Source organism: Vibrio sp. qd031 (assembly GCF_002100145.1).
Classification (GTDB): Bacteria; Pseudomonadota; Gammaproteobacteria; order Enterobacterales; family Vibrionaceae; genus Vibrio.
In genome coordinates this window covers 1-1,019 of record NZ_JXQD01000034.1, presented here as the reverse complement: position 1 = coordinate 1,019, position 1,019 = coordinate 1, and the positions used below count along the sequence as shown (strand labels likewise).

Below are 1,019 nucleotides of genomic sequence, written 5' to 3'. Positions count from 1 at the left end.
GGGAGTGGCTAAACATCGTCAGGCCACCTCGCACTAAAAAGTTACCCGATGTCATCACGGCCCCTCAGGTCGCACTGCTCATCACCATGACTCGCCAGCGCCGCTATCAGGTCTTTTTCCTGACGTTATATTCTATGGGGCTTCGACTCGGTGAGGCGCTTAACCTGACCGTTCAAGATATTGATGCACACTCAATGCAAGTGCACATTCGAGACGGTAAAGGGGGCAAAGACCGCTTCGTTCCTCTGCCACTTCGAACGCTGAACGCTTTGCGTGCCTACTGGACAACGCATCGGCACCCTAAGCTCCTTTTCCCTGGGAAAGGAGTCATGCCTACCGTCCCTATGGATCGAGGCGGCGTGCAAAAAGCGATGAAAATGGTGCTCAAGGACTGTGGGATCAACAAACCCATCTCCCCTCATTCGCTGAGACACTGTTTTGCGACCCACCTACTTGAGCAAGGAATGGACTTGCGTTCGTTGCAGATCTTACTTGGGCACGCCAGTCTCAACACCACTGCCCGTTACACCCGCATGACCCAACTAAAACAAAAGGATGCGGCGTTAGCCATCAATCAACTGACCGATGCACTGATCATTATGTGGGAGGGAGTATGAGCACCTTTATCGACCTGCTTCGCGCTCATAAAGCTGAGCTTGAACGTCACCATGGCCATCGAATAACCGACGACATGCGTATAGCCATGCACGCGATGCTACGATGTCAGACTGAGAAGCTAGGGCAATCTCAATGGTACTGTGCTCATTGCCACTTTGATGACCGACGGCCACTCTCTTGTGGGCATCGCCACTGCCCGCAGTGCCTACACCGCACCACCTCAGACTGGCTAAAGAGACAAAAGCAGAAGTTGTTGCCTGTTCATTACTTTATGGTGACCTTCACCTTACCCTACCAACTCAGGCCACTGGCACGCAAAGCCCCCAAAGCACTCTACAGTGCGATGTTCCAAGTCGCCGCTGGTGTGCTAAAAAGCTTTGCTCACAGACAGAGCAGAGGCG

At 53.0% G+C, this 1,019-nt stretch carries 2 protein-coding genes; both read left to right on the top strand.

Going from position 1 to position 1,019, the window contains the following annotated elements:
• On the top strand, positions 1 to 617 hold a 617-nt coding region (locus ST37_RS18265; RefSeq protein WP_143698249.1), incomplete at its 5' end, for a tyrosine-type recombinase/integrase.
• The coding region (locus tag ST37_RS18260) for a transposase zinc-binding domain-containing protein (RefSeq protein ID WP_172401026.1) at positions 614 to 1,019 on the top strand (406 nt) is incomplete at its 3' end. The genes ST37_RS18265 and ST37_RS18260, both read left to right, overlap by 4 nt.